Source organism: Micromonospora sp. DT4 (genome assembly GCF_049841675.1).
Taxonomy (GTDB): domain Bacteria; phylum Actinomycetota; class Actinomycetes; order Mycobacteriales; family Micromonosporaceae; genus Micromonospora.
The window spans coordinates 1-24734 of record NZ_JBNCKT010000069.1; the positions used below are offsets into that span (position 1 = coordinate 1).

22 protein-coding genes and 1 pseudogene are annotated in these 24734 nt (G+C 71.9%); 5 read left to right on the plus strand and 18 right to left on the minus strand.

Annotated elements, in window-relative coordinates:
* Positions 1-225: pseudogene (locus ACLQ24_RS19220) on the plus strand (ISAs1 family transposase); the annotation flags it as partial.
* Positions 226-357: 132 nt separating this feature from the next.
* Here ACLQ24_RS19220 and ACLQ24_RS19225 read toward each other — a convergent pair.
* The 7 genes from ACLQ24_RS19225 to ACLQ24_RS19255 all read right to left on the minus strand — a co-directional run bounded on the left by ACLQ24_RS19225 (position 358) and on the right by ACLQ24_RS19255 (position 10180).
* Entirely contained in the window at positions 358-1368 is a 1011-nt protein-coding gene (locus ACLQ24_RS19225; protein WP_425893101.1) for a hypothetical protein, read from the minus strand.
* A 93-nt stretch (positions 1369-1461) separates the two neighbouring features.
* Complete coding sequence (locus tag ACLQ24_RS19230) at positions 1462-2763, minus strand: ABC transporter ATP-binding protein (RefSeq protein WP_425893102.1); 1302 nt, start codon at positions 2761-2763, stop codon at positions 1462-1464.
* 132 nt (positions 2764-2895) lie between these two features.
* Positions 2896-5106, minus strand: coding sequence for a bifunctional glycosyltransferase/CDP-glycerol:glycerophosphate glycerophosphotransferase (locus ACLQ24_RS19235; protein WP_425893103.1), 2211 nt, complete (start codon positions 5104-5106; stop codon positions 2896-2898).
* Between the two features lie 16 nt (positions 5107-5122).
* A complete protein-coding gene (locus ACLQ24_RS19240) occupies positions 5123-7165 on the minus strand; it encodes a DUF5941 domain-containing protein (protein WP_425893104.1) in 2043 nt (680 codons plus the stop codon).
* Positions 7162-7908 carry an ABC transporter ATP-binding protein gene (locus ACLQ24_RS19245; RefSeq protein ID WP_425893105.1) on the minus strand — a complete coding sequence of 249 codons (747 nt, stop codon included), beginning with the start codon at positions 7906-7908 and terminating at the stop codon, positions 7162-7164. The genes ACLQ24_RS19240 and ACLQ24_RS19245 overlap by 4 nt, the downstream gene beginning before the upstream one ends.
* Before the next feature lies 1 nt (position 7909).
* A complete protein-coding gene (locus tag ACLQ24_RS19250) occupies positions 7910-8737 on the minus strand; it encodes an ABC transporter permease (RefSeq protein WP_425893106.1) in 828 nt (275 codons plus the stop codon).
* Between the two features lie 72 nt (positions 8738-8809).
* A complete protein-coding gene (locus ACLQ24_RS19255; RefSeq protein WP_425893107.1) occupies positions 8810-10180 on the minus strand; it encodes an L-serine ammonia-lyase in 1371 nt (456 codons plus the stop codon).
* Between the two features lie 572 nt (positions 10181-10752).
* On the opposite strand from ACLQ24_RS19255, the gene ACLQ24_RS19260 reads away from it, so the two are divergent.
* Entirely contained in the window at positions 10753-10962 is a 210-nt protein-coding gene (locus ACLQ24_RS19260; protein WP_007454856.1) for a PspC domain-containing protein, read from the plus strand.
* A 533-nt stretch (positions 10963-11495) separates the two neighbouring features.
* Here the strand turns inward: ACLQ24_RS19260 and ACLQ24_RS19265 are convergent.
* From ACLQ24_RS19265 to pdxH, 7 genes are all read right to left on the minus strand, one after another.
* Positions 11496-12290 carry a DUF4230 domain-containing protein gene (locus ACLQ24_RS19265; protein WP_425893108.1) on the minus strand — a complete coding sequence of 265 codons (795 nt, stop codon included), beginning with the start codon at positions 12288-12290 and terminating at the stop codon, positions 11496-11498.
* A gap of 99 nt (positions 12291-12389) precedes the next feature.
* Positions 12390-13550 (minus strand): acyl-CoA dehydrogenase family protein, encoded by a 1161-nt coding sequence (locus tag ACLQ24_RS19270; protein ID WP_425893109.1) that lies wholly within the window; start codon positions 13548-13550, stop codon positions 12390-12392.
* Between the two features lie 67 nt (positions 13551-13617).
* Positions 13618-13923, minus strand: coding sequence for a type II toxin-antitoxin system VapB family antitoxin (locus ACLQ24_RS19275; protein ID WP_007454850.1), 306 nt, complete (start codon positions 13921-13923; stop codon positions 13618-13620).
* 187 nt (positions 13924-14110) lie between these two features.
* Complete coding sequence (locus tag ACLQ24_RS19280; protein WP_425893110.1) at positions 14111-14713, minus strand: nitroreductase family protein; 603 nt, start codon at positions 14711-14713, stop codon at positions 14111-14113.
* Positions 14713-15642, minus strand: a complete 930-nt coding sequence (locus ACLQ24_RS19285; RefSeq protein ID WP_425893111.1) for an aldose 1-epimerase family protein — start codon at positions 15640-15642, stop codon at positions 14713-14715. The genes ACLQ24_RS19280 and ACLQ24_RS19285 overlap by 1 nt, the downstream gene beginning before the upstream one ends.
* Positions 15643-15660: 18 nt before the next feature.
* Positions 15661-16959 carry an MFS transporter gene (locus tag ACLQ24_RS19290; protein ID WP_425893112.1) on the minus strand — a complete coding sequence of 433 codons (1299 nt, stop codon included), beginning with the start codon at positions 16957-16959 and terminating at the stop codon, positions 15661-15663.
* On the minus strand, positions 16956-17585 hold the full coding sequence (pdxH, locus tag ACLQ24_RS19295; protein ID WP_425893124.1) for a pyridoxamine 5'-phosphate oxidase: 630 nt from the start codon (positions 17583-17585) through the stop codon (positions 16956-16958). Before pdxH ends, ACLQ24_RS19290 begins: the two co-directional genes overlap by 4 nt.
* Positions 17586-17865: 280 nt before the next feature.
* Between pdxH and ACLQ24_RS19300 the strand changes: the two genes are divergently transcribed.
* The 3 genes from ACLQ24_RS19300 to sepH all read left to right on the plus strand — a co-directional run bounded on the left by ACLQ24_RS19300 (position 17866) and on the right by sepH (position 21573).
* A complete protein-coding gene (locus ACLQ24_RS19300) occupies positions 17866-18972 on the plus strand; it encodes a citrate synthase 2 (protein WP_030329620.1) in 1107 nt (368 codons plus the stop codon).
* A gap of 205 nt (positions 18973-19177) precedes the next feature.
* Entirely contained in the window at positions 19178-20305 is a 1128-nt protein-coding gene (serC, locus tag ACLQ24_RS19305) for a phosphoserine transaminase (protein ID WP_425893113.1), read from the plus strand.
* Between the two features lie 185 nt (positions 20306-20490).
* The gene (gene sepH, locus ACLQ24_RS19310) at positions 20491-21573 is read left to right on the plus strand and encodes a septation protein SepH (RefSeq protein WP_425893114.1); all 1083 of its coding nucleotides are present in this window, start codon (positions 20491-20493) and stop codon (positions 21571-21573) included.
* 93 nt (positions 21574-21666) lie between these two features.
* Here the strand turns inward: sepH and thpR are convergent, their stop codons facing one another.
* From thpR to ACLQ24_RS19330, 4 genes are all read right to left on the minus strand, one after another.
* The gene (gene thpR, locus ACLQ24_RS19315) at positions 21667-22248 is read right to left on the minus strand and encodes an RNA 2',3'-cyclic phosphodiesterase (RefSeq protein WP_425893115.1); all 582 of its coding nucleotides are present in this window, start codon (positions 22246-22248) and stop codon (positions 21667-21669) included.
* Positions 22249-22261: 13 nt separating this feature from the next.
* Positions 22262-22771, minus strand: a complete 510-nt coding sequence (locus tag ACLQ24_RS19320) for a hypothetical protein (RefSeq protein ID WP_425893116.1) — start codon at positions 22769-22771, stop codon at positions 22262-22264.
* A 127-nt stretch (positions 22772-22898) separates the two neighbouring features.
* Entirely contained in the window at positions 22899-24182 is a 1284-nt protein-coding gene (locus ACLQ24_RS19325) for an MFS transporter (RefSeq protein WP_425893117.1), read from the minus strand.
* A 73-nt stretch (positions 24183-24255) separates the two neighbouring features.
* The gene (locus ACLQ24_RS19330) at positions 24256-24705 is read right to left on the minus strand and encodes a MarR family winged helix-turn-helix transcriptional regulator (protein ID WP_355049191.1); all 450 of its coding nucleotides are present in this window, start codon (positions 24703-24705) and stop codon (positions 24256-24258) included.
* Between the last annotated feature and the right edge of the window lie 29 nt (positions 24706-24734).

Here is a 24734-nt window from a genome sequence, read left to right on the forward strand (position 1 = left end):
TACGCCAGAGGCCACTGGGCCGTGGAAAACCGTCTCCATTGGACGAGGGACGTGACCTTCCACGAAGACGACTCCCAACTCAGAACCGATACAGCCCCACGCGCCGCAGCCAGCTTCCGCAACCTGGCACTCAACACCTTCCGCCTCGCCGGACGCGCGAACATCGCCTACGCCCGCCGCGACCTACACGAACCCCGCGACGTCTTCGCCGCCTACGGCATCTAACAAACCAACATCAAACCGGACACTCCCGAACAACGCCGGGGCCGTGGGGTTGCCCCTGGTCACGGCAGTAGCCCGACGTTACTTTTCGGTAACGATGGCGGCAACCAGGGTTTTCCCCGACTCCAGGACGCGTCAGAGGTTGGCGATCGTCCGCAGGATCTCCGCGTAGAAGTTGCCGTCGATGCTGCGGAAGAGGGCAAAATCCTGACCCGGGTCGCCAAAGAACGGGCGCAGCGTCCATGCCAACTGGGTGCCGACGAAGCCGAAGAGCAGGATCCAGATGTAGAGCAGCGTCATGCTGGCCGGACGCTGCGTCGGCTCGCCGCGCAGGACGGGTGGGTTGACCCACGGGCGTTGCTGCACCGGGTAGCCCGGCGGCACCATGCCGGGCGGGAACGCGGCGCCGGGCTGCTGTCCACCCCACTGCGCGGGAACCGGAGCCGGAGCCGGAGCCGGGGTCGGGGTCGGCGCGGTGGCCGTGGTGGTGGCCGTGGCGCCGTTGGCCCCGGAGGCGGCCGCCGTCCCGGCCGATACCGCGACCGGCTCGGCGGCCCCCGCTGGCGCGGTGCCGGCGGGGGCGGCTGCCGAAGCGTCGACCTGGGCCGGGGCGTTGGCCGCGGCCGTCGCGGCTGCCGCCGGGGCGAGCAGACCGTGGTCGTTGAGCACCTGCATGCCACCGGTCAGAAAGCGCAGCCCGACCAGCGCGGACAGCGTCAGGATCGCGACGTTGAGCAGCTTGAAGAAGCCGTAGTCCGGAGCGGTGATCAGGAAGAAGAGGCTGATCGGCGCGAACGCCACCGCGAGCATCGAGGTGACGGTGATCGCCACCATCACCAGCGCCAGCGACTGACGCACCGAGAGCCGGGCACCGAAGACCAGGTTGAACAGGTAGAGCGTGGGCAGGCAGATGGCCAGCGTCACCAGGAACAGCAGCGGCAGCTTCAGCGCGGACGTCAGCGCCATCAGCGGGCTGTGGAACGCGCCGAGCACCGCCCCGTAACAGGCGAGGGCGATGGCGGAGCTGACCAGCATCCGCCCGGTCAGCGCGTTCAGGTCGCCCTCGGCGACGATCTGCTGCCAGATGCCCTGACGGTCGCGCAGGATGCGCTCGATGACGAGCGGACTGGGACGGTCACCCGACACGGGCGCACCCCTCTCGATCTGGCACGGACGGGACTAGGTGGGCAGACGGTAGGACACCGGACGCGGGGGCCGCCACCCCGCTCCGGCGTGCCGTCACCGCCACCCCACGTCGATGCGCGCGCCGCGCTCGTCGAAGAAGTGCAGCGCGTCCATCCGGACCGAGACGGCGAGCGGGTGCCCGGCCGTGACGGCCGGGTACGGCGCGAGGCGTACCGCCAGCTCCGCCGGGCGGCGGTGGTGTCGGCCCGGGTCGGGCAGGACGCTCGTCGTCCGCGACGGCGCGTTCGGCACCTCCTCGGACTCCACCGGCTTGCCGGTGAGCCGCTGCATCACCGCGCCGAACCGGCGCAGGCCACGCTGGCCCACCGGCGGCGGGTCCAGCGGCGCGCCCATCTCGTCCACCATGATCGCGGTCGCCCCGATGTCGAGGAACGCCAGCGACTCGTGGCCGTGGTGCTCCAGGTAGCGGATACGACCGCGCAGCACGTCACCGGGGCTGTCCGGAGCAACCGGCGTGAGCGCCTCGGCCCGCATGCCGACCACGATCCGCTCGCCGTGGTAGTGCGCCACCGCCCGGCTGCGGATGTCGTTCCAGGGCAGGTAGAGCGACTGCTCACCGAGGTTGAGCGCGATGTACCGGTCGAGGTGGACGTAGACCGACGCCTCCAGCAGGTTCATCCGGGGGCTACCCAGGAACGCGGCCACGTAGAGCGTCGCCGGACGGCCGTACACCTGGGTGGGCGTGCCCACGTCCTGGAGCACGCCACGGCGCATGATGGCCACCCGGTCGGCCATGGTCAGCGCCTCGGCCTGGTCGTGGGTGACGTACACGGTGGTGACGCCCAGCTCCCTGGTCAGCCCGGAGATCTCCGCCCGCAGCTCGGCGCGCAGGCCGCTGTCCAGGTTCGACAGCGGCTCGTCCATCAGGAACAGCCCGGGTCGCCGGACGATCGCACGGCCCATGGCGACCCGCTGGCGCTGGCCACCGGAGAGCTGGCCGGGCTTGCGGCCGAGCACTTCGCTGATACCCAGGGCGCTCGCCACGTCGGTGACCCGCTCACCCCGCAGCTCCGGCTCCACACCGGCCAGCCGCAGCGGGAAGGCGATGTTGTCGCCGACCGTCATGTGCGGATAGAGCGCGAAATCCTGGAAGACCATGGCGATCTTGCGGTCGCGTGGCGGAAGATCGTTCGCCAGCTCCCCGTCCAGCAGCACCGCGCCCTGCGTCGGGTCCTCCAGACCGGCGATCATGCGCAGCACTGTGGACTTGCCACAGCCCGACGGCCCCAGCAGCACCATGAACTCGCCGTCGTTCACATCCAAATTTATGCTGTCGACGGCCAAGGTGCCGTCCTTGAAAACCTTGGTCACATCTTTGAGTGCGACGGTGCTCACCGTCATCTCCCCCACATCTCTCGGCCGAACCCCTGATGACTGTGACCAGGATCATTGGTTTCGCACATCGGGTAAACGTCTCATGTTCGGCCCATGTCGCCGCCATTACGCGGTGCCGGAGAGACCGCGCCGTCAGCAGCTTGACGACTGGTCGGAGCGCTCGCCGAGGAACACCCGGCGCACCACCCGCTCGGCCGCGTGCCCGTCGTCCAACCCACAGAACCGGCTCCGGAAGCGCTCGCGGGCCTTGTGCGCCGCGTCGGAGCGCACCGCGTCCGTGCGGAACAGATCGAGCAGATCGGCGAACGTGGCGGCCACCACGCCCGGCGGCTCCGCCGTGACGTCGAAGTAGACACCCCGGGCCAGACGGTACGCCTCCCAGTCGGGTGTGTAGAGCACGATCGGCCGGTCCAGCACCGCGAAGTCGAACATCGCCGAGGAGTAGTCGGTGACCAGCACGTCGGCCACCAGGTAGAGGTCTTCCACCCGCTGGTAGCCGCTGACGTCGCGTACCCGCTGGAACTCCGACGGGCGGCCCGGCCGGCGCTCCCGGTCGTGGAAGTAGTGACTGCGCATCAGTAGTCGTCCCGAGTCGCCCAGCGCGTCGACGAACCGGTCCGGGTCGAACGGCGGCCGGTAACCGGGCAGGTGCTCGCGGTGCGTCGGGGCGTACAGCACCACCTGTTCGTCCGGGGGGAGGCCGAACTCGGCACGCAGTCGGCGTACCTCGTCGGGACCGGCGGTGACCAGCCGGTCGTTGCGCGGGTAACCCACCTCCAGCGTGGCGTACGTGGCCGGGTAGGCGCGGTCCCACATCTGGGTGGAGAAGCTGTTGGCGCTGACGCTGTAGTCCCAGCGGTCCACCCGGCGCAGCAGGCCCGCGAAGTCCATCTGTCCCGCGCCGATCGGGTAGCGCTGCTGGTCCAGCCCCATCACCTTCACCGGGGTGCCGTGGTGGGTCTGCACGTGCACCTGCTCCGGCCGCTTGCGGACGAAGTCCGGGTAGTTCACGTTGTTGACCAGCCACCGGGCGCGGGCCAGCACCCGGTAGTAGGCCGGGGTGCCAGCGACCACGTATTCCACCCCGTCCGGCACGGCGTCCACCCGGTCACGGCGCACGATCCACACCCCGCGCACCTCGGGGGCCAGCCGGCGGGCGGCCTCGTAGATCGCCGCCGGGTTGCAGGAGTATCCCCGGAACCAGTAGGCGGCGTACACCGCGAGCGTCGGGTCCACCGGCCGGCGCAGCTCCGCCCGGTAGTACTCACGCAGCAGACCGTCACGGGTCAGTCGGGCACCGCGCCGGGCCACCGGCCCTACCCGACGCCGGGCGGTACGCGCCTGCCGGCGGGCCGCGTCGCGGGCCCGGCTGGCCGCCCGCAGGGCGCTGAACGTCCGCCACCGGCCGTCCGCGACCAGCCGGTGCTTCACCCCCTCGACACCCTCCGGTACGGGGTACCCGCCGACCGGCAGCCACCGTGCGTAGTCGGCGGTGATCTGTGCGAAGAACGCCGGCCGCAGCTCGGGGGCGATCCGCTGGCCGTTGCCGAGCACGGTCAGGTAGTGCCAGATCATCCGCTCGAAGACCGCCGGGCGGAGCGGTTCCACGGCCGGCGACCAGGCATCCATCAGGTGGAATACCCGGTGCCACTGGGAGAACACCTCGAAGTGCCGGTCCCCCCGGGTCTTCGTGATCGCGCCGGCGCGGCGCTGCCGGTAGTTCACGCACACCCGATCGAGTACGCCGATCCGGCGCGCCGCCATCAGCACCGGATAGCTGAACGGGACGTCCTCGTACCAGCCGGCCGCGAAGCGCAGACCCAGGTCGACCAGGAACTCGCGGCGGACCAGCCGGTTCCAGGCGGTGTGCAGCAGCCGCATGGTCTCCGGTCGCTCCCGCAGGCCGAAGGTCTCCGGGCCGGGCGACTCCGGGAACACCTCGGCCATCGCGCTGCGGGTGGCGGTGTTGTTCCAGTGTGTCCGGACGTGGTCCACCAACAGCACGTCCGGCCGGGTCACCCGCAGGCGCTCGGCCACCTCGGACAGGCAGTCCGGCGCCAGCCAGTCGTCCCCGTCGAGAAACCACACGTACTCGCCGACGGCCCGGTCCAGCCCGATGTTGCGGGCTGGACCCAGGCCGACGTTCTCCGACAGCCGGACGGCCCGGACCCGCTGGTCGCGGGCCGCGTACTCGTCGATGATCTCGCCGCTGGCGTCGGGCGAGCAGTCGTCGACGGCGATCACCTCGAGGTCCGTCTCCGGCTGGCCGAGGATCGAGTCCAGGCACTCGCGCAGATAACCCTGCACCCGGAAGGCCGGCACCACGAAGCTGATCAGCGTCATCCGGCCGTCCCCTTCGTCAGCGCGGCGCGACACCTCCCGCGCCCACCGGCGCGGCCGACGCCCGCGCGCTACGGGCCGGCCGGACGAACCAGGCCAGGACGACGCTCACCACGAAAACCACGAGAAGGTACGCACCGAGTGTAGCCATGCCGATACTCACGATGCCGGTAATCGCCGCGAGCGCCAGCAGCACCGAACGCCCCTCCCAGCCCAGCGTGGCGGCGTGCAGCGGAGGCGCCACCTGCCGCTTCTCCAGCCGGGCGGTCAGGTCGTAGTGGTGCACGGTGAGCACGAAGACGTACCCGAAGATCAGCCACCCCGGCGCCCCGCCGACAACCCCGACCGCGATCGCGAACAGGTACTCGGCGGCCCGCAGCGCGGCGGGCACCAGCCAGTCCAGCGGGCCGTTGTGCGCCGCCCCCGCGCCGAGGCCCCCGGCCAGCAGCACCAGCAACGCCACCGGCACCGCCCAGCGCAGTCCGGCCGGCGCATCGCCCACTCCGGCGGCGACCAGCAGCGCCGCCGGGCCGAGCGCGGCGATCACCGCCAGGGTGAGCGGGCCCATCGGGCGGACCACGGGCAGTCGACGGGCCAGTGGACCGTCGTCGCGGTGCAACGTGGCGTCGACCGTGTCCAGCACCGGCACCCACATCCAACGGGCCCGCAGCGTCCGCAGGGCCCCGGTGTACGCGAACGCCAGCCCACCCCACACGAGCACCGCCACGAGGCTGACCAGCGGGTTGAACAGCGCCACGGTCAGCGCGATGAGCGCCCACCGCTCCCCGATCGGAAAGACGACGGTCCGCTTCAGCCAGTACGACAGCGAGCCGGTGTCCGCCTGCACCCGCGTCGACGCGGCGTTGAGTCGATCACCGATCCCGCCGCTGGCACCCGTCGCCGTACGCGGTCGGCGGGCCGCCTCGTCGTGCAGCACCCCGTACCAGGTGTCGGTCATGTGCCGGACGGTCTGCAACGTCATCGCGGCGATGGCGAGGGCCCAGCCGTTGCCCAGTCCGGCGTGGCTCACCCCGAAGCCCAGCCCGGCGTAGACCAGGTACTCCTTGGCCCGGTCCGCCATCGTGTCCAGCCAGCCGCCCCACGCGCTGAAGTGCCGCGTGTAGCGGGCCAACTGACCGTCCACGCAGTCCAGCACGAAGCCGAGGTAGAGCAGCACCGCGCCGCCGACCAGCGCGGGCCGACCGCCGACCCCGAACAGCACGGCGGCGGCCAGCGCGAACAGCACCGAGATCACCGTGACCCCGGTCGGAGTGAGTCGCAGCCGGGCCGCCAACCGCACGACGTACGGCGACCAGGTGCTGACGAAGTACGTGGAGAAGAAGTCGTCCCGCTCCTTCACCGACAGCCGCAGCTCGGCCCGGTCCTCGTCGACGGCGGTCACCGCCGCCTCGGCGGCGACCAGGCCGGCAGCGTCCTCGACCCGGTGCGCCACGAGCAGACGTACCCGCTGGGCGAAGATCAGGGTGCCGAGCGCCGCGAGGCCCGCGACGAGCCGGTCCACGGCGGACCCGGGTTCGTCGTGGCCGGCGCCCCCGGCCGCCGGCAGCGGCGACACGTCACCGGCCGGGCCGACCTGGGCGGTGACGGGCCGCGCGCCGACGGCGGTGGCCCGGGCGGCGGCGGCGAGGCTCGGCAGGTCGTCCACGCCGACCCGGAGCGCGCCGCCGAACACGCCTGTGGCGTCGCCGGCGAGGGCGTCCAGCGGACCGGCGTCGACCACCTGGCCGCGCTCCTCGCGCACGGCCGTCCGTCCTGGCACCGGTGGATCAGCCAGCACCAACGCCACGGTCGGCCCCACCGGGCTGCTGGCGAGGTGCCGCAGGACGGCGGTGTGCGCCACCAGGTCGGTGCCGGTGATCAGCAGCGGACCCTCGGCGGCGTCGGCCAGCGCGGCCAGCTCGTCCAGGTTGGCGGCGAAGCGCACCTCGGCCGCCCCGGCCCGGCGCAGCTGGCCGGCGAGCCGGTCGGCCAGCGGCTCGCCGGTCGCGGTGGGGAGGCCCGCCGCGGGCGTCCCGGCGGCGAGCACGATCGCGAGCGTCACCGCGGGACCGCGGCGTGGTACGCGTCGAGCGCCTCGGCGATGGTGCCGTCGAGCGTCAACCGGCCCGCGTCGAGGTACAACCCCCGACGGCAGAACCGGGTCAGGTCCTTTTCGTTGTGTGACACCAACACGAGCGTGCGCCCCTCCCCGAGCAGACGGTCAATCGTCGCGTAACACTTCTTGCGGAACTCCGCGTCCCCGACCGCGGTCACCTCGTCCATCAGCAGGATCGGGTGCGGCAGGTGCGAGATGATCGCGAAGCCCAGCCGCACCTTCATGCCCGACGAGTAGTGCCGCACCGACGTGTCGATGGCCCGCTCCACCTGCTCACCGGCGAACTCGACGATCTCGTCGAAGTGCCGCTTCAGGTAGCTCGTCGACAGCCCGTGCAGCCCGCCGACCAGGTGCAGGTTCTCCCGGCCGGTCAGGTCGTTGGAGAACCCGGCGGACAGCTCCAGCAGCGGCGCCACCGCGCCGCGCACCCGGATGTCACCCTCGTCCGGGATGAGCACCCCGGCGATCAGCCGCAGCAGCGTGCTCTTACCGGTGCCGTTGCGGCCGATCACCCCGACGGTCTCGCCCGGCTCGACGGTGAACGACACGTCGCGCAGCGGCCAGAACTGGCCGGGCAGCGCGCCCCGCCCACCCTGGTGGATGAACAGCTCGCGCAGCCGCAGTTGGCGGCGACGGTTGCGGACGAACCGGATGCCCAGCCCGTCCGCCTCGATGATCGGCGCGGCCACGTCAGAGCTCCTTGAGCACGGCGGGCTCCAACCGGCGGAACGACCACCAGCCGGCGGCCAGCACCAGCAGGCTGCCGACGATCGTCGTGGCGAGCAGCCGGGCGTCCGGGAACTCGTCCGGATACCAGATCGCGTGGTGTAGCTGGAAGATCCCCACCAGCGGGTTCAGCTCGTACACCACCTTCAACCAGCGCGGCAGGCCGGACTCCCGGACCAGGCTGAGCGGATAGATGATCGGCGTGGCGTAGAAGAGCACCCGGATGACCAGCCGCATCAGCCGTTCCACGTCGCGCATCAGGACGTTCCACGCCGACAACAGCAGGGCCAGCCCGATCAACAGGACGGCCTGCACGGCCACCGCCAGCGGCAGGGCGAGCAGCGACCAGCCGGGGTGGATCCGTCCGTGCGCCGCGTAGATCACCGCGATGGCGACGAGGATCGGCAGGCCGGCCGCGTACTCGGCGAACCGCCCGCTGACCCGTCCGATCGGGAAGACCTGCCGCGGCACGTTCATCGTGGTGATCAGCCGGGACTGGCCGGTCAACGCGTTGGTCGCCTCGCTCAGCGCCGAGCTGGTCCACATCCAGGCGAAGATGCCGGTGATCAGGAACAGCGGGTACGACCCGGCCGCCTCGCCGAGGTGCCGGCCGGTGTCGCGGGAGTAGAGCACCCCGAAGACGAACCAGTAGATCGCGCCCATGCCGAGCGGTTCGATCAACGACCAGAAGTAGCCCAGCACCGACTGCTGGTACTTGACCGCCAGGTCCCGCCGGACCAGGATGCGCAGCGAGTTGCGGTGCGACCACAGGGCCGCGACGCCAGAGGTCACCGCCGCCTCCCGCCTCCCGCAAACGGACGCCAGGCTAGCAGTCGGTGAACGAATGCCCCGAATCGACCGGCTTCAGCACTCGATCACGTTGACGGCCAGACCGCCACGCGCCGTCTCCTTGTACTTGACCTTCATGTCGGCGCCCGTCTCCCGCATGGTCTTGATGACCTTGTCCAGCGACACCGCGTGCACACCGTCGCCGCGCAGCGCCAGCCGGGCGGCCGTGATCGCCTTGATGCTAGCCACCGCGTTCCGCTCGATGCAGGGGATCTGCACCAGGCCACCCACCGGGTCACAGGTCAACCCGAGGTTGTGCTCCATCCCGATCTCGGCCGCGTTCTCCACCTGCTCCGGGGTGCCGCCGAGCGCCTCGGCCAACCCCGCCGCCGCCATCGAGCACGCCGAGCCGACCTCACCCTGGCAGCCGACCTCCGCCCCGGAGATCGACGCGTTCTCCTTGAACAGCACCCCGATCGCACCGGCCGCCAACAGGAACCGCACCACCCCGTCGTCGTCGGCGTCCTCGACGAACCGGCTGTAGTAGTGCAGCACCGCCGGGATGATGCCCGCCGCGCCGTTCGTCGGCGCGGTCACCACCCGACCCCCGGCCGCGTTCTCCTCGTTCACCGCCAGGGCGAACAACGTCACCCAGTCCATCGCGTGCAGCGGGTCGGCGGTCCCGGCGTCCGCCTCCAGGCCGCGCCGCAGCTCCGCCGCGCGCCGCCGAACCTTCAAACCCCCAGGGAGTACGCCGTCCCGCTCGCAGCCACGCTGCACGCACTCCCGCATCACCCGCCAGATCTCCAGCAGGCCGGCCCGGATCTCCGCCTCACTGCGCCACGAGCGCTCGTTGGCCAGCATCACCTCGCTGATCGACAGCCCGGTGCGGGTCGTGACGTCGAGGAGCTGCGCCCCGGTCAGGAACGGGTACCGCACCCGCGTGCTGTCCGGCTTGATCCGGTCCGCGCCCGCCGCCGCCTCGTCCACCACGAACCCGCCGCCGACGGAGTAGTAGCTCCGGGCCCGGACCTGCTCCCCGGCCGCGTCGAAGGCCACGAAGGTCATCCCGTTCGGGTGGTACGGCAGCGACCGGCGTCGGTGCAGCGTCAGATCCCGATCCGGGTCGAAGTCGATCTCGTGCGCGTCGAGGAGACTGATCCGCCGCTCGGCACGGATACGCTCGACACGAGGCCCGACGGTGTCCGTGTCGACCGTCTCCGGCACCTCGCCGGCCAGCCCCAGCAGCACCGCCGGCCCGCTGCCGTGCCCGTGCCCGGTCGCGCCCAGCGACCCGAACAACTCCGCCTGCACCCGCGCGGTGTCGGTGAGCAGGCCGTCGGCCTTGAGCCCGGCGACGAACGTACGCGCCGCCCGCATCGGCCCCACCGTATGCGAGCTGGACGGCCCGATACCGACGCTGAAGAGGTCGAAAACACTGATCATGGCTGCGCTTCCTCGACGTCCTCCCGTCGTACGGGATCCGCCCGGTCGTGGCCGCCGGTCGGCAGCCCCGCTCGTGGCCGCCCGGTCGGTCGGCCGCCGGTCACCCTGTAGGGCACCCGACCTGTCAGCCTACCTGCCCAGCTCACCTCTCCCGAGCACCGCAGCGCAGCCACCCGATCATGGCAGCGCGGCCATCCGACCGCCGACTGCCAGCCATCTCTCCGCCACCCCACGCAGTCCGCATGACCCGCGCAGCCCGCATGACGCCGCAGCCGCGTGATGGCGCTCGAACCTGGTTGTGACCTGGTTGTAGTGGCCTCGGGAGCGGCCGGAAGCGACTACATCCAGGAAACATCCAGGATCGAGCACGATGTTGGCGCGGGGCGCGGGGCGCGGGGCGCGGGGCGCGGGGCGCGGGGCGCGGGGCGCGGAGGCGTTCGGACGGGGCCGCACGGGTAAGTACCTACGGGTCCACGGGTCGACGATCCTCCTCGGGACCGAGGGCGGGATCGCCACCCCTTTCTACCGTGGATTGCAGACGCGGCGCACGGCCGCAGAGTGGGAGAACGACGATGAGTCGCAAACTGGTTCGACCCCGCCAAGGGCGCATGCTCGCCGGTGTCTGCGCCGGCCTCGGACAGCGGTTCGGCATGTCCGCCGGGATGGTTCGGCTGCTGTTCCTGCTGTCACTGCTGCTGCCCGGCACCCAGGTGATCGTCTACCTGATCCTCTGGATCCTCATGCCCAACGAGGACCGCTACCTGGCCTCCACCGGCCACTGACAGCCCACCCCTGCGCCCGCCGGCCGCGTCGGGTCGAGCGGGCCGCCGCGGGTCGAGCGGGCCGCAGCGGGTCGAGCAGGCCGCCGCGGGTCGAGCAGGCCGCAGCGGGTCGAGCAGGCCGCCGCGGGTCGAGCAGGCCGCCGCGGGTCGAGCAGGCCGCCGCGGGTCGAGCAGGCCGCCGCGGGTCGAGCAGGCCGCAACTTCAGGGATACTGATGCCTCACGGACGCCGGAGGCAGCAGTATCCCTGAAGTTGTCCAGATCTTGGCGGGCACCTCGCCCGGCGCAGCCCAACCCTGCCGATGATCGACTCCACATCGGCGATGCGGCGCTTTCAGGACGCGGTGATACCCCGACATCGGCGATGTGGAGTGGATCAACCCGCTCGACGGTGCGGCAACCCGCCAGGTGCGGCTGCCCGCCAGGTGCGGCAACCCGCGGAGCGCGGCACACACAACAGCGCCCGCTCCGATGATGGTCGGGGCGGGCGCTGTCGACTATGTCAGAGCGCCACGGGGCGCCCTGGTGTCGGGCTCAGGGGGCCGTGTACGTGACCGTGACCTGCTGATAGCCCAGTGAGCGCAGCAGCCCCTCCAGCATCTTGCGGGTGTTCTCCTCGGCGCGGGCGGAGAGACCGCTGTCCCGGGCGGCGGCGGTGATCCGCTCCTCGGCCAGCTGGTAGACCTGCTGCTGCCGGTTGGGGTCGTTGCCGACCAGGTCACCGAGCCGGTTGAGCAGGCCGCGCTGCTCGGCGAAGACGTAGCTCTTCTCCATGTCGAGGTTGGTCTCGCCGAGCTGCGGGGCGGGCAGCTTGATCTCGACGGACTTACCGTCGGCGGACGGCACGATGGCGCCCTCACCGATCTTGGTGAAGTCGACGTACGCCTCGACGCTGCCCGCCCCGACGAACAGCGTGCGCTCGTTGAGCAGGAAGTCCGGGACATTGCGCCGGTCGTTCTGGGTGTCGACCACGACCTGGAAGTTGCCTTCGGCGGCCACGTATCGGCTGAGGTCCTGGATCGACTTGAGCAGCGGCGGCTGGCTGCGGTCGGTCTGCTCCTTGGCGAACGGGTTGCGGAAGTCCGGCAGGAAGCCGGTCACCTGCACGCCCAGGAGCACCACCACGGCCAGCGCGGCGGCGCCGAGCAGCAGGAGCAGCCCGCGGGCCGCACCTCCACCCCCACTCCCGCCGATCGGGGGGCCGTCGGTGCCGCCCGGCCCGTCCGGAGTCGGGTCGGGTGTCGCGGCCGAGCGCTCCTTGAGGTCGTCACCGGTCGGGTAACCGGGGAACTCCCTCGTGGGCTCGTTGATGCCAGCGTCGCGGGCCATCACACTCACCGTCCTCGTCAGACACGTCGTCTATCAATGACGGTACGGCCCCCGTACGACAGCCGCGCGGCGAGCGGCCGGAATGCGTAAACGGGCAGGTCAGGCGAAGGCGGAGAGGCCGGTGAGCCGCTGGCCGACGATGAGCTGGTGGATCTCCGAGGTGCCCTCGTACGTCAGCACGCTCTCCAGGTTGTTCGCGTGCCGCAGCACCGGGTACTCGCCGGAGACGCCGTTGGCGCCGAGGATGGTGCGGCACTGCCGGGCGATGGCCAGGGCCTCCCGCACATTGTTCAGCTTGCCCACGCTCACCTGGTCGGGGCGCAGCCGGCCGGCGTCGGCGAGCCGGCCGAGGTGCAGTGCGAGCAGTTGCGCCTTCACCAGTTCGACGGCCATGTCGGCGAGCTTGGCCTGGGTGAGTTGGAACCCGGCGAGCGGTCGACCGAACTGGGTGCGGGTGGTGGCGTACGCCAGGGTGGTTTCCAGGCAGTCCCGCGCCGCGCCGACGGCGCCCCAGACGATGCCGTGGCGGGCCTCGGTCAGGCAGCTCAGCGGGGCCTTGAGCCCGATGGCCTCGGGCAGTTGGGCGTCGGCCGGGAGCCGGACGTCGTCGAGCACGATCTCGCCGGTCAGCGACGCGCGCAGCGACATCTTGCGGCGGATCTCGCGGGCCGTGACACCGGGCGTGTCCATGGGTACGGCGAAACCGCGTACCCCGTCGTCGGTGCGCGCCCAGATCACCGCGACGTCCGCGATCGGCGCGTTGGTGATCCACATCTTGCCGCCGGTGAGCACCCAGTCGTCGCCGTCGCGGCGGGCGCGGGTGGCCATGGACGCCGGGTCGGAGCCGTGGTCGGGCTCGGTCAGGCCGAAGCAGCCGATCGACTCGCCGGTGGCCATCGAGGGCAGCCAGCGCCGCTTCTGCTCCTCGCTGCCGTAGCGCCAGATGGCGTACATCGCCAGCGAGCCCTGCACCGAGACCAGCGAGCGGACGCCGGAGTCGGCGGCCTCCAACTCCTGGCAGGCCAGCCCGTACGCGACGGCGGACGCGCCCGCGCAGCCGTACCCGTCGAGGTGCATGCCGAGCAGCCCGAGCTTGCCGAACTCCCGGGCCAGTTCGCGGGCCGGCACGCGGCCCTCCTCGTACCAGTCGGCGACGTACGGGCGGACCCGGTCGTCGACGAGCCGGCGGACGACGTCGCGGATCTGCCGCTCCTCCTCGGTGAGCGACGGGTCCAGGTCGAGCAGATCGAGGGCAGTCATGCCGTCACCTTAATGAAGCCTCAGGACACACCGCTCGCCCGCCGCTGGCCCGCCGCTGGCCCGCCGCTCACTCGATCGGTTCGGAGAGCACCAGCACGCGGGCGTGGATCTGGTTGCGCTGTTGCAGGGCGGCGCGCAGCGCGCGGTGCAGTCCGTCCTCCAGGTAGAGCCCACCGTTCCACTGCACGACGTGCGGGAAGAGGTCGCCGTAGAACGTCGAGTCCTCGGCGAGGAGCTTGTCGAGCGCCAACTCGCGCTTGGTGGTGATCAACTGATCCAGGCGCAGCGGACGGGGCGGAATCTCCGCCCACTGCTTGAGCGTCAGGTTGTGCTCCGGGTAGGGACGCCCGTCCCGGACCGCTCTGAAGATCACGACGGCACGCTCCCCTCCCCGTGACCGGGCCGACCGACGGCGCCGAGCCGGGCCGCGGCGGGCACCGCGCGGCGCGGCACCGATGACCGTGTCAGCCTAGCGGCCCCGCGCACGCGACGTTCTGCTCCCTGACGCCAGTTTCGCTATCGCTCGTCCGATCCTCAACCCGACGAACGGGACACCGCGCTCAACTCCACCGGCCGCGCCGTACCACCTCGTCGACTCCGCGACGACCGCGACGCAACGACGGTGACCGATGGTCGGGTACTCGGTAACCGATTGTGACGGCCCCGATGGGCTGGTACTCCTCCGGCACGCCGAAGCTCTCGCGGTACGCGGACAGCCGCTGGGGCGGGATGCCGAAGAAGCATGCCCCCAGCCCCTCGTCCACGGCGGTGAGCAGCATCAGCAACGCGGCGAAGCCGGTGTCCACGTACCAGTAGGGTACCGGCCAGCGGTCCGTCGACCGGTCCGTCCAGCCCTTGTCGGGCTCGGCGTACCGCGTCAGGTAGGCCGACTCGTTGGCGTGCGGCACCACGATGAGCGGCGCGCGGCGCATCCCCGCCAACCAGCGCTCCCGTCCACCGCCGTCCGGGGTGGTGGCCGCCCAGAACCGCTGCCGGTCGGCCGCCTCCTCCAGCACCAGGAAAGCCCAGCCCTGGGCGAAGCCGGCCGACGGGGCGCGTACGGCGTGGTCGAGCAGCCGGTCCACCACGTCGGGCGGGACGGGACGGTCCGGGTCGTAGTTGCGGACCATCCGCCGACGGCGGACGACCTCGGCGAACTCCATCAGGCCCCGGGACGGATGCCCCAGGCACCCCGCCAGGTCGTGCCGGGCTTGAGCGCGAGCACGTCCCGGCCCGAGCGGAACGCGTCCGGCGGGCACGTCATCGGCTCGATCGCCACCGACCGGCGGTGCCGCTCCCCGGTCAGCGCGTCGCCGGTGAAGACCTGCCACCAGCCGAACTCCGCGTCCGCCCAGATGCGCACCCCCGACGAGGAGTCCGGCGCGGCCAGGCTCACCGAGGAGCCGCCGTCGGCGTCGCGGATGACCTCGCCGAAGCACAGATCCAACTCGGCGTCGCCGATCCGCCGCGAGTTGGTCCAGTCGTATTCGGTGCCCGCCACCGGCGTCGCACCGACCGGGAGCAGCCGGCCGTCCACGATGATCCGGGTACGCGCCGGCAGCCGCATGACCAGGTCGTCCACGGCGACGCCCGGCAGTTGCAGGTACGGGTGCACGGAGAAGCCGAACGGTGCCACCTCGGCACCGATGTTGGTCACCTCGTGCTCGGCGCGCAGGCCGTCCGCGCTCACGCTCCACCGGCTGACCAGCCGCAGCGGCCACTCGTAGCCGGGCTGCGGCGGCAGGTCGTAGCCGAGGGTGACCACGTCCGTGGACTGCTCCAACAGCCGCCACGGCGCCCAGTTGACCAGCCCGTGGATGGCGACGTGCCGCTCCGGCTCGGTCAGCGCGAGCTGGTGCGTCCGGTCGCCGTACGCGTAGCGCCCGTCGCGGATGCGGTTCGGCCAGGGGGCGAGCACCTGGCCGGCGCCGCCGGGGCAGACCTCGTCGACGCCGTACCCGTCGAGCAGGTCGACGCCGTCGTGCCGGTACGTCCGCAGCCCGCCGCCCACCTCCACGATGACGGCCTCGTGGCCTGCGGCGGCGATCGTCCACTGTGCGCCGGAGAAGGGGCGCTGCTCAGGGCTTTCCATGCCGGCGACCCTAACCGGTCACGACCGGTCGCCGCTCGACCCCGTCGTGGCGCGGTAGCGCAGCAGCGCCGGGAAGGCGACCGCGAGCACCACGACGAGCACCGCCGAGGCGAGTCCGCCGGCGACCCAGGCCACCCCGCCGCCGAACCCGGCGGCCATGGTGCCGGCCCGCAGGTCACCGAGGCGCGGACCGCCGGCGACCACGACCGTGTTGACGCCCTGGAGCCGGCCGCGCATCCGGTCCGGCGCGTACACCAGCAGCATGGACTGGCGCAGCACGGCGCTGACCAGGTCGGCGGCACCGGCCACGGCGAGCAGTAGGACCATCAGCCAGAGCTGCTGAGCCAACCCGGCCGCGGCGATCGCGACGCCCCAGCCGACCACCGCGGCGACCAGGCCGACCCCCTGCCGCCGCAGCCGACCGATCCAGCCGGAGGTCAGCCCGCCGATCATGGAGCCGATCGCGATGGCGCTGTAGAGCAGGCCGACCGTGCCGCCCCCGCCGAACCGTTCGTTCGCGATCTCCGGGAACAGTGCCCTCGGCATGGCCAGGATCATCGCGATCAGGTCCACGCCGAACGAGAGCAACAGCACGGGCGTGGTGGCCAGGTACCGGAAGCCGTCGATCACGCTGGCCAGGCCGGCACGGTGGGCCTGACCGTCGGCGCTCGGTTCGGGCGGCAGCGCCGGCAGGCGCAGCGCCGCCCAGAGCATCGCCGTGAACAGCACCGCGTCCAGCCCGTACGCGATCGGCAGCACCACGTGGATGTCCGAGGAGGCGGCGAGGATCAGGCCGGCGGCGAGCGGGCCGGCGACCGACGCGGCGGTGAAGGTCGTGTAGTTCAGGGTGCTGGCGGCCGGGACGAGGTCGTCCGGAACCAGCCGGGGCAGCATGGCGCTGCGGGCCGGCGAGCTGATCGCGAAGGCCACCGACTGCACCGCCATCAACGCCAGCAGCAGCACCGGGCTGCCCACGTCCAACAGCGCCTGGACGAGCAGCCCGAGGGTGGATGCCCAGAGCAACACTGAGCCGCCCAGCAGCACGGCACGGCGGTCGCGGGCGTCGGCGACCGCGCCACCCCAGAGCCCGAAGATCAGCAGGGGTACGAAGGCAGCCACGCCCAGCAGGCCGACCCAGAACGAGTCCCGGGTGAGGGCGTACATCTCCACCGGCACCGCGACGGCGGTGAACTGGAAGCCGAACATCGCCACGGTGTTGCCGAGCCACAACCGCCGGTACTCCGGGACGCGCAGCGGGCGGACGTCGATCGCCCAGCGGCGCACTCCGCGCGGCCGGGCCTCCTGCACACCGGTCACGGCGCGAGCCGCTCGACGATCCAGTCGCCGGCGTCGGCGCGACGAAAGCGCAGGCGGTCGTGCAGCCGACCGGCCCGGCCCTGCCAGAACTCCACCGAGTCCGGCCGCACGCGCAGCCCACCCCAGTGCGGCGGAGGCGGGATGACATCGGCGTCGGCGTACCGCTCGGCCACCTCCCGGTAGCTCTCCTGGAGCGTGGCCCGGTCCGGCACCATCGACGACTGCGGGCTGGCCCACGCGCCCAGCTGCGAGTCGCGTGGCCGGCTGGCGAAGTACGACTCGGTCACCGCCCGCTCGACCGGGGCGATCGACCCGGCGACCACCACCTGCCGCTGCATGGGAAACCACGGAAAGACCAGGCTGGCGTACGGATTGGCGGACGCCTCGACGCCCTTGCGGGACAGGTGGTTGGTGAAGAAGACGAAGCCCTCCTGGTCGTACCCCTTGAGCAGCACCGTCCGCCCACTCGGCCGGCCGGCGGCGTCGGCCGTGCCCACCACCATGGCGTTGGGTTCGGGTAGCCCGTGGGCCACCGCGTCGGCGAACCACCTGTCGAACTGGGTGTGCCAGTCGGCGGCCAGGTCAGCTTCGGTCAGGCCCTGGTCTGCGGCGTACTCGTTACGCATCGCGGCCGGGGCGGGTGTGTCGCCCGTCACGTCCCCACTCCTTCTCGGCGTTCCGACCGGCGCCCTCCCGCGCTGGCCAGCCCGCTTCGCCCAGTCTCACCGACCGACGCGGAGAATGCGCGTCCTGAGATGTCGCGTGCAGCACAGTCGCACTGGGTCGCGTATCCGGTTACACAGCAGGCAAGATGTTCCGAACACATCCCTGAGGGTCGCCTAAGGCGCTCGGCCGACCGGGCCGGATCAGCTGATCGGGCGCACCGACCAGATCCAGGAGAGCGACATGGCCGACTTCAAACCCGGTCTGGAGGGCGTCGTCGCCTTCGAGACCGAGATCGCCGAACCAGACCGCGAGGGTGGCGCGCTGCGCTATCGCGGGGTCGACATCGAAGATCTGATCGGCCAGGTCTCGTTCGGCAATGTCTGGGCGCTGCTGGTCGACGGTCGGTTCGGGCCGGGCCTGCCGCCGGCGGAGCCGTTCCCGGTGCCGGTGCACTCCGGCGACATCCGGGTCGACGTCCAGTCGGCGGTCGCCATGCTGGCCCCGTACTGGGGGCTCAACCAACTGCTGGACATCTCCGACGAGCAGGCCCGCGAGGACCTGGCCCGGGTGTCGGTGACCGCGCTCTCCTTCGTCGCCCAGTCCGCTCGCGGTCTCGGTCTGCCGGCGGTGCCGCAGAAGGAGATCGACAAGGCGCAGACCATCGTCGAGCGGTTCATGAAGCGCTGGCGGGGTGAGCCGGACCCGCGGCACGTCAAGGCCGTCGACGCGTACTTCATCTCGGCCGCCGAGCACGGCCTGAACGCCTCCACCTTCACCGCGCGCATCGTCGCCTCCACCGGCGCCGACGCGGCGGCCTGCATCTCGTCGGGCATCGGCGCCCTCTCGGGCCCGCTGCACGGTGGCGCGCCGTCGCGCGTGCTCAGCATGCTGGAGGCGGTGGAGCGCAGCGGCGACGCCGAGGGGTACGTCAAGGGTGTCCTCGACCGCGGCGAGCGGCTGATGGGCTTCGGCCACCGGGTCTACCGTGCCGAGGACCCGCGTGCCCGCGTGCTCCGACGCACCGCCAAGGAGCTGGGCGCGCCGCGCTTCGAGATCGCCGAGGCGCTGGAGAAGGCCGCCCTCGCCGAGTTGCAGGCCCGCCGCCCCGACCGGGTGCTCGCCACCAACGTCGAGTTCTGGTCGGCCGTCGTGCTGGACTTCGCCGAGGTGCCGGCGCACATGTTCACCTCGATGTTCACCTGCGCCCGGATGGGCGGCTGGAGCGCACACATCCTCGAGCAGAAGCGCCTCCAGCGGCTGGTCCGGCCATCGGCCCGCTACGTGGGCCCGGAGACCCGCAAGCCGTCCGACGTCGAGGGCTGGGCCGCCATCCCGCACGGCGTCTGAGCTGATCGCCAAGGGCCCCTGCCCGACGTTCCGCGTCGGACAGGGGCCCTCGCGCGTCGCGGACCCGTCCGGGGGGCGGCGGTGTGGCGAAGGACTCAGACCGGCCGTCGGGACGGCGGCCGTCGCCGCCAACCCCGGGTGCGAGGATGAGGGCCGGCAGTGTCGCCGGGCCCGCCCTCGCCCTTGCGGAAGGATCTTCAGAACCGTGGCTGACGCACCGATCATCCGGATTCCCGACGAGATCAAGCCCGCCGACGGCCGTTTCGGCTGCGGCCCGTCCAAGGTCCGTCCGGCGGCCGTGTCCGCGCTCGCCGAGGTGGCGACCAGCTACCTGGGTACGTCGCACCGGCAGAAGACGGTCCGCGACCAGGTCGCCCGGCTGCGCTCCGGGATCGCCGAGTTCTTCTCCCTGCCCGAGGGCTACGAGGTCGTGATCGGCAACGGCGGCACCACCGCGTTCTGGGAGGTCGCCACCTTCGGCCTGGTCCGCGACCGGGCGCAGTTCGCCAGCTTCGGCGAGTTCGGCGCCAAGTTCGCCAAGTCGGTCTCCGACGCGCCGTTCCTGGGTGAGCCCACCGTCCACAAGGCCGCGGCCGGCAGCGCTCCGACGCTGGTCGCCGAGGCCGGCGTGGACGTGTACGCGACGCCGCACAACGAGACCTCGACCGGCGTGGCCGTGCCGATCAACCGGGTGGCCGGTGCGGACGAGGGTTCGCTGCTTCTGGTCGACGCCACCTCGGGCGCGGGTGGCCTGGAGGTCAACGTCGGCGAGACCGACGTCTACTACTTCGCGCCGCAGAAGTGCTTCGGTTCGGACGGCGGCCTCTGGCTGGCCCTGATGTCGCCGGCCGCGCTGGACCGGGCCGCCGAGATCAAGGCTTCCGGGCGCTACATCCCGGCCTTCCTGGACCTGGCGACCGCGATCGACAACTCGCGGCTCGAGCAGACGTACAACACCCCGGCGCTGGCGACCATCTTCCTGGCCGCCGAGCAGACCGACTGGATGAACGCGCAGGGTGGCCTGGCCTGGGCGGCGAAGCGCACGGCGGAGAGCGCCGCCGCGGTGTACGGCTGGGCGGAGCGCTCCACGGTGGCCACGCCGTTCGTCACCGACCCGGCGCTGCGGTCCAACGTGGTCGCCACCATCGACTTCGCCGACGGGGTGGACGCCACCGCGATCGCGAAGGCGCTGCGCGCCAACGGCATCGTCGACACCGAGCCGTACCGCAAGCTCGGCCGCAACCAGCTGCGGGTGGCGCTGTTCCCGGCCGTCGAGCCGACCGATGTCGAGGCGCTGACCGCGTCCATCGACTACGTGGTCGAGCGCCTCTGAGCTTCGTCACGGTGGGTGTCCGTCGACGTCTCGACGGACACCCACCGTGATCATTGCCGCAGCTCAGTCACGACATGCGGGGTGTCGCTTCCCCCACCCTGAGACAGATGCGCGTACGGTGGTCCGAGACGCCGGGGTGGCCGACTCGTGGCGTGCGGCCAGCGAAGCGGGACGGAGGCAACGCTATGCGCCCAGTACGCTTCGTCGCCCTCTCCGAGGACGGCCATGCTCTGGTTCTCGCCGACGAGGTCGGGCGGCTGCTCGCCCTCCCCATCGACGAGCGGATCGCTGGCGCCCTGCACGCGGAGCCCGGCGCGCCGCCGCTCGCGGTGGCGCCAACGGCCGCCGACCCGATTCCCTCCCTGTCCCCGCGGGACATCCAGGCCCGCATCCGTTCCGGTGAGTCGGCCGAGGACGTCGCCCGGATCGCCGGGGTGCCGGTCGACCGGGTCCTGCGCTACGCCGGGCCGGTGCTACAGGAGCGGGCGATGCTCGCCCAGCATGCCCGCCGCACCCGCCTCAAGGGCGCGGAGAAGCCCACCCCGCTCGCCGAGGTGGTCAACGGTCGCCTGAGCCAGCACGGCATCGACACCGAGAAGATCTCCTGGGACGCGTACCGGCGCGACGACGGCACTTGGCGGATCATCGCCACCTGGCCGTCGGGCAAGGCCACTGCCCAGGCCATCTGGGATCTCGACAAGACCCGGCAGGCGGTCACCCCGCACGACGACATGGCGCAGTACCTGTGTGCCGAGCGGCCCACGCCGATCCTCGGCCAGGAGCCGGCGCCCGAGCGGGGCGGGCACGGCCTGCCCGGTCCGTCGCGTGGTGAGCCGAGTCGTGGCGGGCACGGGCTGCCGGCGGCGTCCGAGCACCCGCGCCCGGGCCGCGATCCGATCCGGGCCGGCCGGGACGCCCTGCTCGCCTCGCTGGACCGCCCGCTCGGTGCTTCGTCGGGCCGCGGGCTCGAACCGCGTACCCCGGCTGCCCTCGCCGGGTCGGACGCGCCCCGGCAGCGACCGGTCGGCGGCGGCGCTGCCGCGCTGCTCGGCGGCGGCCAGGGTTCGGCCTTCGACGACGACTCGGACGCGCCCAAGGAGGTTCCGGCCGTGCCGTCGCTGGCGGTGCTGCGGCCCCGCCGCACCGGAACCGCCGCCGCGGCGGCCGGTGGCGAGACCGCCGAGGCCGGCGGCAAGCCGCGCAAGCGCCTACCGAGCTGGGACGATGTGCTCTTTGGCAGCGGTCCGGCCGCCCGCGAGTCCTCCTGACGCTCGACGTCGGCGATCGGCGGTCCACTCCCGATCGCCGATGTCGTGGTATCCCCTGCTGCTGATACCCCGATATCGGCGACCCGGAGTGGATCACCCCAACGCCCAGGCGGCGACCCGCTCGTAGCGCGGCCCAGGGCCCTGGTGGCTGCGGACCAGCAACAGCTCGGTCGCCGGCCACCGGGGTCCCGCGTAGTCGTTTAGGGCAGTCCGATCGGCGTCGACGGCAGCCGCCTCGACCCGGTCGCCGGGCCGGGCGATGGTCAGGTGCGGTCGGAAGGGTTTGTCGTCGTACGCGATCCCAGCGTGTCGCAGCCGTTCGCGGACCAGTCGGGCCAGGCCGTGCAGCGCCTCGACGTCGCACCGGGCGTCCACCCAGAGCACCGTGTGCCGACCATCGCCGAACACGCCACCACCACCCAGACACAGCCGGGGCGGGGCGTCCCGACCGTCGCGGAACTGGTCGGCGGCGAGTCCGAGGGCACTCTCCACGTCGACCAGCCGAGCGGCCTCGACGTCATCGAGGAACGCCAGGGTGAGGTGCAGGTCGCCCGGGTCGACGAGCCGTACCCGGGCACCGGCGGCTGCCGCCGCGCCGACCCGCAGCCGCGCGACCTGCGCGCCGAGGTGGCTGATCGCCTCGACGGGCGGGTAGACCGCGACGAAGAGCCGCACACCGTCGCGCCGTTCAGTGGTGCCGTTGCCGGTGCCCGGCCCGGGCCGCCGGCAGGGCCAGGCCGGCGGCGTGCAGCACACCCTCCACGCGTACGCGCTCGATCTCCTGGTCGACGCCGGTCAACTCGGCCAGGTGCTCGGTGATCCCGAGGGCGCGGCAGGCCAGCCGGAGCCGATCGTCGTACGCCTGGACCACCGCGCCGTGCCAGACCATCGGCCGGCCGATGCCGCCGAGCCGCTGACCGCCGAGGCGGCGCAGGTCGGCGGCGAGCTGTTCCAATGGACGACGGTCGGCACGGTCGAACTCGCTGAGGTCGATGTCACGGGTCAGCGATTCGGCTTCGATGGCCCGGTCGAGGCGGGCGATCGTGCGTCGCTCCCGCCGGCGCTCGCGCCACTCGGCCCAGCCGCAGACCACCCGGTCGACGATCTCGTCGTAGCAGAAGAGCAGGGCGAATACCGCCGGGATGCTGGCCACGGCGAAGAACGCCAGGGCCAGCATCAGCGCGCGTCCGACTCCCACATATCGACGCTAAGCCCCGTCGTGCCGCCTCGCCACCGATTTGGCCGCATCCGCGCTATCCGCCGATCAGGACTCCCGCCGCGCGCTCGGCCCCAGCCCAGTTCGGCGGGGGCCCGGGGCCCGCAGCTCAGCAGTCGGCGGAGGTGACGTAGAAGCGGGGCATGGGCAGCACGCGGAAGCGCAGTCGCGCACCGGAGCGGCGCAGTTGCCAGGTGAGCGCGATCAGCGCGGTGGCCAGCGAGATCAGCCCGCCCATCCAGATGCTCGCGCCGGCGCCGAAGCGCTCGGCGGTCCAGCCGATCAGCGGTGCGCCGACCGGGTTGGTGCCCAGGAACACCAGCACCCACAGGGCCATCACCCGCCCCCGGAACGCGGCGTCCACCCCGAGCTGCACACGCTGGTTGGCGGCTTGGGCGAAGAAGACCATGAAGAAGCCGGTGGGCACCAGCAGCGCCACGACCAGCCAGTACGTCGAGGCGAAGCCGACCAGGGTGCCGAAGCTGGCGCAGCCGATCGCGGCACCGAGCACCAGCCACACCGACGGGCGGCTCCGCCGGCCGGTGCCGCTGAGCGCGCCGCCCAGCGCGCCGACGGCGAGGGCGGTGCTGAACAGGCCGAAGGAGGCGGCACCGGTGTTGAAGACCGTCTTGGCCAGCGCGGCCAGGGTGAGCTGGAAGTTGAACAGCGACATGCCGATCACCGACATCACCGCCATCGGCAGCAGCAGGTCGGGCCGCCGCCAGACGTACCGCAGCCCGTCGACGACCTTCGCGGACGCCCGCTCGTCACGCGGCGGGAGCGCGTCGCGCTGCAGTTCGGCGGTCCGCATCCGCACGACGTTGACCAGCGGCGCGATGGAGCTGACGGCGGTGAACAGGAAGACCGGGCCGACGCCGAAGGCGGCGATGGCCAGACCGGCGACGGCCGGGCCGACGATCCGAGCGGAGTTGAACACGGCCGCGTTCAGCGACAGCGCGTTGGGCAGCAGCGGCGTACCGACCAGTTCGGAGACGAACGCCTGGCGGACCGGGGTCTCCACGGCGTTGGCCACGCCGAGCAGCGCGGCGAACGCGAAGACGTGCCAGAGCTGGACCAGGTCGGTGAGGACCAGCAGGGACATGCCGAGCGCCAGCACGCTCCAGAAGGCGTTGGCGGCGAACAGCAGGACCCGCTTGTCGTACCGGTCGGCGAGGCGGCCGGAGAACAGGGTGAGCAGCAGCACCGGCGTGAACTGGCAGGCGGTGACCACGCCGAGCGCGGTCGCGGAGTTGTCGGAGAGCTCGAGGACGAGCCAGTCCTGGACGATGAACATCATCCAGACGCCGATCAGTTTGATCAGCTGCCCGGATGCGAAAAGGCGGTAGTTGCGGACCTGTAGGGACTGGAACATCGTGCTCAGCTTGGCCTGCACTCTCGGTGCGCCTCCTCAAGGACGTACGCGTCATCGACAGATGACGGCACGGCCCGATGGCGCGGGCGCGGGCTCAGGCGCGAGCGAGCTGCTGGAGAATCTCGGCGGCCCTGTGCAGGGTCTCCCGTTCGTCCTCGTCGAGCGCGGCCAGCCGGTGGGCCAGCCATTCGTCGCGGGCCCGCTCGAACTGGTCGAGCACGGCCTGCCCTCCTTCGGTCGCCGCGAGGATGACCTGCCGGCCGTCGGTCGGGTGGGGTGTCCGCCGCACGAGGCCACGGTCCTCCAACTTCGCGACGATCTTGGTCATCGTCGGTGGCTGCACCCGTTCGATCTCGGCCAGTTCCCGGGGCGTCATCCCGCCCGCCAGCCGCAGGCTGGTGAGCGCGGAAACCTGGGTGACCGTGAGGTCGCCGACCGGCCGGGCCCGTCGGACCCGCCGGTTGAGTCGGGTGATCGCATCTCGCAACTGGGGAGCCAGCTGCGCCGGTGGCACGCGTTCCGCCGTCACCGTCCGCTCCGTCACGTTAGTTAGCTTAACTAATGAGCCTGGCT

Excerpts from the sequence above, each read along its gene's own strand:
- ACLQ24_RS19235 (WP_425893103.1), bottom strand. The coding sequence starts at position 5,106 with ATGACGCTGATCAGCTTCGTGGTGCCGGCCTTCCGGGTGCAGGGTTAT.
- ACLQ24_RS19255 (WP_425893107.1), bottom strand. The coding sequence starts at position 10,180 with ATGATCAGTGTTTTCGACCTCTTCAGCGTCGGTATCGGGCCGTCCAGC.
- ACLQ24_RS19260 (WP_007454856.1), top strand. The coding sequence starts at position 10,753 with ATGAGTCGCAAACTGGTTCGACCCCGCCAAGGGCGCATGCTCGCCGGT.
- ACLQ24_RS19265 (WP_425893108.1), bottom strand. The coding sequence starts at position 12,290 with ATGGCCCGCGACGCTGGCATCAACGAGCCCACGAGGGAGTTCCCCGGT.
- ACLQ24_RS19270 (WP_425893109.1), bottom strand. The coding sequence starts at position 13,550 with ATGACTGCCCTCGATCTGCTCGACCTGGACCCGTCGCTCACCGAGGAG.
- ACLQ24_RS19280 (WP_425893110.1), bottom strand. The coding sequence starts at position 14,713 with ATGGAGTTCGCCGAGGTCGTCCGCCGTCGGCGGATGGTCCGCAACTAC.
- ACLQ24_RS19285 (WP_425893111.1), bottom strand. The coding sequence starts at position 15,642 with ATGGAAAGCCCTGAGCAGCGCCCCTTCTCCGGCGCACAGTGGACGATC.
- pdxH (WP_425893124.1), bottom strand. The coding sequence starts at position 17,585 with ATGCGTAACGAGTACGCCGCAGACCAGGGCCTGACCGAAGCTGACCTG.
- ACLQ24_RS19300 (WP_030329620.1), top strand. The coding sequence starts at position 17,866 with ATGGCCGACTTCAAACCCGGTCTGGAGGGCGTCGTCGCCTTCGAGACC.
- sepH (WP_425893114.1), top strand. The coding sequence starts at position 20,491 with ATGCGCCCAGTACGCTTCGTCGCCCTCTCCGAGGACGGCCATGCTCTG.